Origin of the sequence: Mesorhizobium sp. CA13 (assembly GCF_020165235.1) — a bacterium.
Classification (GTDB): Bacteria; Pseudomonadota; Alphaproteobacteria; order Rhizobiales; family Rhizobiaceae; genus Mesorhizobium.
Genome location: NZ_JAIUHS010000020.1, coordinates 53,086 through 59,684, shown reverse-complemented (window position 1 = coordinate 59,684; position 6,599 = coordinate 53,086). Strand labels below are relative to the sequence as shown.

4 protein-coding genes are annotated in these 6,599 nt (G+C 63.5%); 2 read left to right on the top strand and 2 right to left on the bottom strand.

All coding sequences use genetic code 11. The features are described 5' to 3' along the window. The first annotated feature begins 447 nt into the window (after positions 1-447). Positions 448-2,418 carry a M23 family metallopeptidase gene (locus tag LB566_RS29105; RefSeq protein WP_224629465.1) on the top strand — a complete coding sequence of 657 codons (1,971 nt, stop codon included), beginning with the start codon at positions 448-450 and terminating at the stop codon, positions 2,416-2,418. A 17-nt stretch (positions 2,419-2,435) separates the two neighbouring features. Here LB566_RS29105 and LB566_RS29100 read toward each other — a convergent pair whose 3' ends face one another. Continuing rightward, a complete protein-coding gene (locus LB566_RS29100; RefSeq protein WP_224629463.1) occupies positions 2,436-3,989 on the bottom strand; it encodes an MFS transporter in 1,554 nt (517 codons plus the stop codon). 183 nt (positions 3,990-4,172) lie between these two features. Here LB566_RS29100 and LB566_RS29095 point away from each other — a divergent pair, with 183 nt between their 5' ends. Beyond that, positions 4,173-4,805 carry a TMEM175 family protein gene (locus LB566_RS29095; RefSeq protein WP_224629460.1) on the top strand — a complete coding sequence of 211 codons (633 nt, stop codon included), beginning with the start codon at positions 4,173-4,175 and terminating at the stop codon, positions 4,803-4,805. Positions 4,806-4,918: 113 nt separating this feature from the next. On the opposite strand, the gene LB566_RS29090 is transcribed toward LB566_RS29095, so the two are convergent. Further along, positions 4,919-6,403, bottom strand: coding sequence for a L,D-transpeptidase family protein (locus tag LB566_RS29090; RefSeq protein ID WP_224629452.1), 1,485 nt, complete (start codon positions 6,401-6,403; stop codon positions 4,919-4,921). Positions 6,404-6,599: the final 196 nt, after the last annotated feature.

Genomic DNA, 6,599 nt, shown 5'->3' with positions numbered 1-6,599 from the left:
GCGCACCGCCCTCGTTCGTGAGGCGTATATAGTCGCCACCCAGACAAACTGTCAACACCGATCCAAGAAGTTTTTGAATTTTTTGCGACAGAAATTTCGGGCCCGATTTGTCGATAGCCGGCTGCCGTTGGGGAACAGGATCCCAAGGAGTATCCAGCCACGAAGGAGCCCTATTGCCGCCGCATTGCCGTTCGACACCAGAACCGACAAAGCGGGCGCAGCGCAGCGGCGCGGTGCCCCTTTTGAGAGCCTCATATAGAGGTGTGCGATGAGCCCTCGATAGGGGGAACGCCGCCCTCTTTGCAGAGCGCTCTATAAGAGAAGCGCGCGAGGGGAATTCGACCGGGGCCCGAGGCTTCGTTGACTTAACCTGCCGTGACAGGCAAATGTCATGGCCACAACAAAAGCGACAAGCCGTTCCGCCCGGGGAAAAAGCAGCCTTTCTGGATGCCAGATACGGAAGATGTCATAGCCGAACTCGGCAACGAGCCGCCGCTTATTGCGGACGGCCGCAGTGGCCCCCCCGATCGGCGCGAGGTTTCCGCGCGCTGGCTGTCGGGGACGTTTTTGACCGGCGTGACCTCAAGCGTGCTGATGGGCGTGGCGCTGTTCGCCGCCCTCGACGGGCGCCAGCAACTTGCGACGCCACCCGAGATCGCCGAACTGATCGGCCTTGCCGGCAATGGCGATTCGGGCGAGATGGCCAAGACCACCAGGCTGGTGGCGCCGCGCCAGATCGCCAAGGCCAAGGACCGCCGGCGCATGGAAGTGTCGATGGTCACAAAGGTCGGCGACCGCGATGTCATCCACACCATGCCCTTCGTGCAGATCAAGATGGCATTGGCGGCCGGCCATACCACCAACCGGCCATACCCGCCCTTCGATCCGATGCAGGTGTTCGGCGACGACGGTGACGACGCATCGGCGCAACCGGCGACGGCTGCCGCTACGCCGGGCCAGATCTACGGCACCAAGGTCGAAAGCGAAATGAGCCTGAAGACCGTCGATTTTCCCATTGAAACGGCTTCCTTCGATGAAAAGAGCGACCTTTCCGCCGACGAGGTGGAAAAGGTGGTGCGCGAGGCCGGCACCGATCTTAGCGACGGCGCCGTCCAGGTCGCTTCGCTCCACTATGTCGACCCGCAGCGATTTGGCGAGGCCTTTGCCGAGAGCATGGCCGGCTCCTACGACGTCAGGATCGTGCCGGAAAACGTTTCGGTCGCGCCGCGTGCCAACGCCGACGACCAGGCACCGGCCTTCGCCGAGGAAATCATCCCTTTCACCAAGGATCTCGCCGTCACGGAAGCCTTCGCGGATTCGGGCTATACGGGCGAGGACGCCGCCGGCATGGCCGAGGCGATCACCAAGCTCTTGAACGCCCCCGCGCTCAAGGCTGGAACCGTGCTTCGTGTCGGTCTCGAGGTTCATGGCGACGCCGCCAAGGTCGTGCGAACCAGCGTCTACGACCGGACCCAGCATATCGTCACCATAGCGCTCGACGATCGCGGCCAGTATGTGCCCGCGCAGGAACCGGAGCCCAATCCGGAGTTGCTCACGGCGTTCGATGATTCGTCGGCGCCGGTGGTGGTGCGCGGTAACCTGCCCAACGTCTATGACGGTATCTACCGCGCCGCCTATTCCTACGGCATGTCCAAGGCCATGACGCAGCGGCTGATCAAGCTGTTGGCCTCAGACGTCGACTTCCAGTCCCGCCTCAATCCGGCCGACCGTCTCGAAGTGCTGTTCTCGCAGCCCGACGGCGACGACCAGACCTCGGACAATTCCGAACTGCTTTACGTCTCGGCGACCTTCGGCGGGCAGACGCGCAATTTCTACCGCTTCCAGATGGAGGACGGCAGCACGGATTATTTCGACGAGGACGGCTCGAGCGCCCAGCAGTTCCTGCTGCGCAATCCGTTGCCCGCAGGAAAGTTCCGCTCCGGCTTTGGCGCGCGCAGGCACCCGATCCTCGGCTATGTCCGCATGCATACCGGCGTCGACTGGGCAGCCCCCATAGGCACGCCGATCATCGCCGCCGGCAATGGCGTCATCGAGAAGGTCGGCTGGGCCGGCGGCTATGGCAAGCAGATCATCATCCGCCATGCCAACGGCTATGAGACCTCCTACAATCACCAGAGCGCCTTTGCCAAAGGCATCGAACCGGGCGTTCACGTCCGCCAGGGCCAGACCATCGGCTATCTCGGCCAGACCGGCCTCGCCACCGGCCCGCATCTTCACTACGAGCTGATCGTCAATGGCACCAAGGTCGATCCGATGCGCGTCCGCCTGCCGGTCGGCAAGGTGCTGAAGGGCGACGACCTTGTCGCCTTCAAGCGTGAACGCGAGCGCATCGACGACCTGCTGAAGCAGGAAGACAGTGATTCGCTGAAGGTCGCGAGCGCCAAGATCGAAGGATAGTTCCTTCGATCCACCCCTCAGTCGCGAGGGTTTTCGGCGGGCCGGCGCCACGGCAACGATTCGCCTGAAACCGTCACCCAGGCGATGACAGCCGAAAGCAGGCAAAGCAGCGCCGTTACAAAGGAAACAGCCGAGAATGCGGCGTCGCTGGCGGCAAGCCGTGCGGCGTCGACAGCCGGGGCCAGTCCGGTCGACGCCGGTTCACCGAACCCCGGCACGCCGGGAACAGTGTTGCCATCCAGGACCTTCGCGTAGACCCAGGCGGCAAGCGAACCCATCGCCGCAACCGCAATCAGGCCGCCTATGCGCGAGACGGCATTGTTGATACCGGAAGCCGCGCCAGTATCCTTGTCTTCCACCGCCGTCATGATCGCGGTCGACAGCGGCGACACCACCAGCGCCATGCCGAACCCCATCAGCGCCATCAGCGGAAATGTTCCGGTCCAGAAATTGTGGATGCCGGCATATGTCAACAAGCCAAGCCCGGCGAAGGCGAGCGCAACCACCAGACTGCCGCTGGCGATCGGAAAACGCGGTCCGATCCGGTCGGACCACTGGCCGACAGGCCCCGACAGCAGGGCGATCAATGCAGAGAGCGGCAGGAAGATGAAGCCAACCTCGGCCGTGCTCAGCCCCCAACCGGCGATCAAAAGCATGGGCAGGTAGAAAAGATTGGCCGACAGTGCGAAATAGAGGAAGAAGGTCGCGAGATTGGCGCCGGCGAAGGCGCCGATGCGAAACAGATTGAGATCGATCATCGGCTCGCGCTGCCGGCGCTCGTAGAAAATGAAGACGAAAAGCAGGACCACGCCGGCAATGATTGCCGAACCCGACATGAATCCGGCAGCCTCCGCGTTCATCGCCGTCAGCCCGTAAGCCAGCAACCCGAAGGCCAGTGTCGCCAACGCCGCGCCGCCAAGATCGAGGCTGCGCTTTTCGGTCGGCCGATCCGCCGGGATCTTGGCGAGCAGCAGGTAGATCGAAACCAGCCCAAGCGGCAGGTTGATCGCAAATATCGCACGCCAGATTCCATTGCCGAAAGTCGACAGCACGAAGCCGCCCAGCACCGGACCGAGTGCCGTGGTCAACGCCGAAGCGGCGGCCCAGATGCCGATTGCGCGGCCGCGCTCCTTTTTCGGATAGGCTTTTGCGATGATCGCAAGGCTGCCCGGCACCATGATCGCCGCGCCGATGCCCTGGATTGCACGGAACGCGATCAGCACCGCCGGATTGGGCGCCAGCGCGCAGGCCAGCGAAGCGGCGATGAACAGCGCGATGCCGACGACGAAGGCGCGGCGCAGGCCGAAGCGGTCGCCGGCAGCACCGCCGGCGAGGATGAGCGCCGAAAGCGTCAGCGCATAGGCATTGGAGATCCACTGCGCTTGCGCCAGGCTGGCGCCGAGATCGACGCGGATCGCCGGCGTGGCGATGGCAAGGATCGAACCGTCGATGAAACCAAGTGCTGAAGCCAGGATCGCGGCGATCAGCACATAGTGCCGCTGCGACTGCGGGCAGAACGTACCGTTGGCGGTCGGCGGCGGGACGGCTGCGGCTTTGCTCGGTGAATGCATGCAACCTGCATAAACCCGCGGCGCGCCCGCAACAACCAGCCAGCGGTCCCGGTCGTTGAAACCAGCTGCGCTGCGACCTGGCCGCATTGGCAGGTGCCGGCCCACGCAGGTGCAAACAAGCGCCGGCATGCTAAGCTTTCACGCGGCATCGGACGGGAGCCGATCAGACAGGGGAGAAAATCGATGAAGCGACCGCTCGAACCATCCCAGTCCGGGCTCCACCGAGTCGTCGGGCTGACTGACGGCGTCTTCGCCATCGCGCTGACCCTGATCGTTCTGGAGATTCGTGTACCGACGCACGAGGCGATCCATTCCGAAGGCGATCTCATCGACGCCGTCCTGGCGTTGGCGCCGCGCTTCCTGACCTATGCGCTTTCCTTCCTGACCCTGACCATCTTCTGGTTCGGCCAGCAGGCGCAGCATGGGTTGATCACCAGATCCGACAGGCGGCTGGCGACGCTCAATTTGTGCTTTCTCGCCTTTATCGCCCTGTTGCCGTTCTCGACCGATCTCCTGGCCGACTTCCTCGAATTCAGAACCGCGGTCGTCGTCTACTGGCTCAATCTGCTGATGCTCGGCGTCACCCTGATCGCCAGCTGGCGCTATGCGGAGAAAAAGGGCTTTCTGGCGGATGACGTCGACGCCGAAACGAAACGCACGGTCCACTTGCGCATCGTCAAGGCGCAGCTTCTGTGGGCGGTCGGCGCCCTGCTCTGTCTGGTTACCCCGCTGCTCAGCGTCGGCTTCATTCTCGTGGTGCAGCTGATTTATGCCGCGACACCGAGTGCGAAATGGTTGCGCAGGATAATCGGGTAGAGCAATTCCAGGAAAAACGTGGCGGTTTCCCGGCAAAAGCGCACCGCGCTGGAGCGGCTCGGCAGTCTATCGAACGCTAAACCGCTCTAACCGGCGACGAACGCCGCATCGTCTCAGTCGACGAACTCCACCGTCACGCCGGGCGAAACCAGCTTGGCCAGTTCGCGGGCATCCCAATTGGTCAGTCGCACGCAACCATGGCTTTCGGTCTTGCCGATCTTCGAGGGGTCCGGCGTGCCATGGATGCCGTAAGTCGGCTTGTCCAAGGCGATCCACACCGAGCCGACAGGGCCGTTCGGACCGGGCGGAATGGTCAGGACCTTATTGTTCTCGCCCTGTTTGAAATTGATGTTGGGATTGTAGGTGTAGTTCGGATCGAGCGCGACACGGGACACGGCATGAATGCCGGACGGCGACGGCGTGTCGGACGAGCCGATGGTGGCGGGATAGGCCGCGACCAGCTTACCCGCCGCATCATAGGCAAAGACCTCTTTCTTGCCCTTGTCGGCGACGATGCGAGCCACCGGCGTCGACACCAGCCTGCCAAAATTGGCGACCTTGATGATCGTTCCGGGACGGTTGAAATTGGCTTCCGGGTTGAGCGCCTTGAGATAGTTCTCGTCCATGTGGAAGCGCTCGGCAAGCGCTTCGGCGACGGACGTATAGCCCATGCGGTCGAGCTGCGCCTTCTGGCTGTAATCTTCCGGGATCGACGCGACATAGGGGCCGGCCGCATCCTCTGGCGTGATCGTGTAGTTGGCCAAGGCATCGCCGCCCGATTGTGCAAGGGCCGCCTGGATGCCGACCGCGTCGGTCGATCGCAGATTGCTGCCGGTGATCTGGTTGTAGGCCGCCAGCGCCTTGTCGACATTCGAACCGAAGCGCCCGTCGATGACGCCAGGCGAAGCGCCGCCGCGATCAAGCAGCACCTGCAGAGCCGCGACATCCTGGCGTGCTCCCAGCGAAAGCGACGGGTCGACCACGGTCTTGCCTCCCGCCTTCGGCGGCAATGCCGCCTGGTCGGCGGGCCCCGCGGGAGCCGCGGGCTGGACAGGTTCTATCGAGGCTTCGTTCAGCGGCTGGCGCTCGATGGGGCGCGGCGTCGCCGGCTGCGGCGCTTCCGGATAATTGTCGTCGTAGCCACCATCATCCTGCGGCGCTGGCGGATAGGCCTCGACGGAATTGTCGCCATAGGGGTCGTCTTCGCGAACCGGAGGCGCGATGACCCGGCCTTCGTCTTCCATCTGCCTGCGGCGGAAGCGTGCCATGTCTTCCGGATCGTCGAGATAGTAGCGGTCGTCGTCGGCGGGAACGCGGCCGAGTTCGCGCAGCCGTGTCTCGCGGCGCAGCGCGCGCCGGTCGAGTCTGGTCTGCGGCGGCTGGATGGCGATGACCTTACCCGTGTCGGCATCGACGATGACGCGGTTGCCCCTGGCGTCGTAATAGATGTCGAGATTGCCGTCCTGGGCCAGCAGGATGCCGCCGTCATCAGCGGGGCGGACGACCCGCGGCGAAGCGTCCTCGGTCGGCGCGGCGAACGCGCTTGAAAACGCCAGTCCGGCCGCAAGTGCCGAAAGGGTGAAGATCGTCCGCAACATGGTGGGCAAACTCTCCGGTCCGTAATTGCCGTCGCCGGCGGCTTTCGCGCGTAGCGAGTCCTTCGCCAGCGAACCACCGCCCGACCATAAGGTTCCAATATGAACCGGGCATGAAGATGGCGGTTTTCCGGCGCCTCGAGGAATATCAGCTAAATGCACATCGTCCAAAAGCGACCCGGTTTGGGGCGAACGATAT

Bases quoted from the DNA above. Each gene is read 5' to 3' on its own strand.
- LB566_RS29095 (WP_224629460.1), top strand. From the start codon at position 4,173: ATGAAGCGACCGCTCGAACCATCCCAGTCCGGGCTCCACCGAGTCGTC.
- LB566_RS29090 (WP_224629452.1), bottom strand. From the start codon at position 6,403: ATGTTGCGGACGATCTTCACCCTTTCGGCACTTGCGGCCGGACTGGCG.
- LB566_RS29100 (WP_224629463.1), bottom strand. From the start codon at position 3,989: ATGCATTCACCGAGCAAAGCCGCAGCCGTCCCGCCGCCGACCGCCAAC.
- LB566_RS29105 (WP_224629465.1), top strand. From the start codon at position 448: ATGCCAGATACGGAAGATGTCATAGCCGAACTCGGCAACGAGCCGCCG.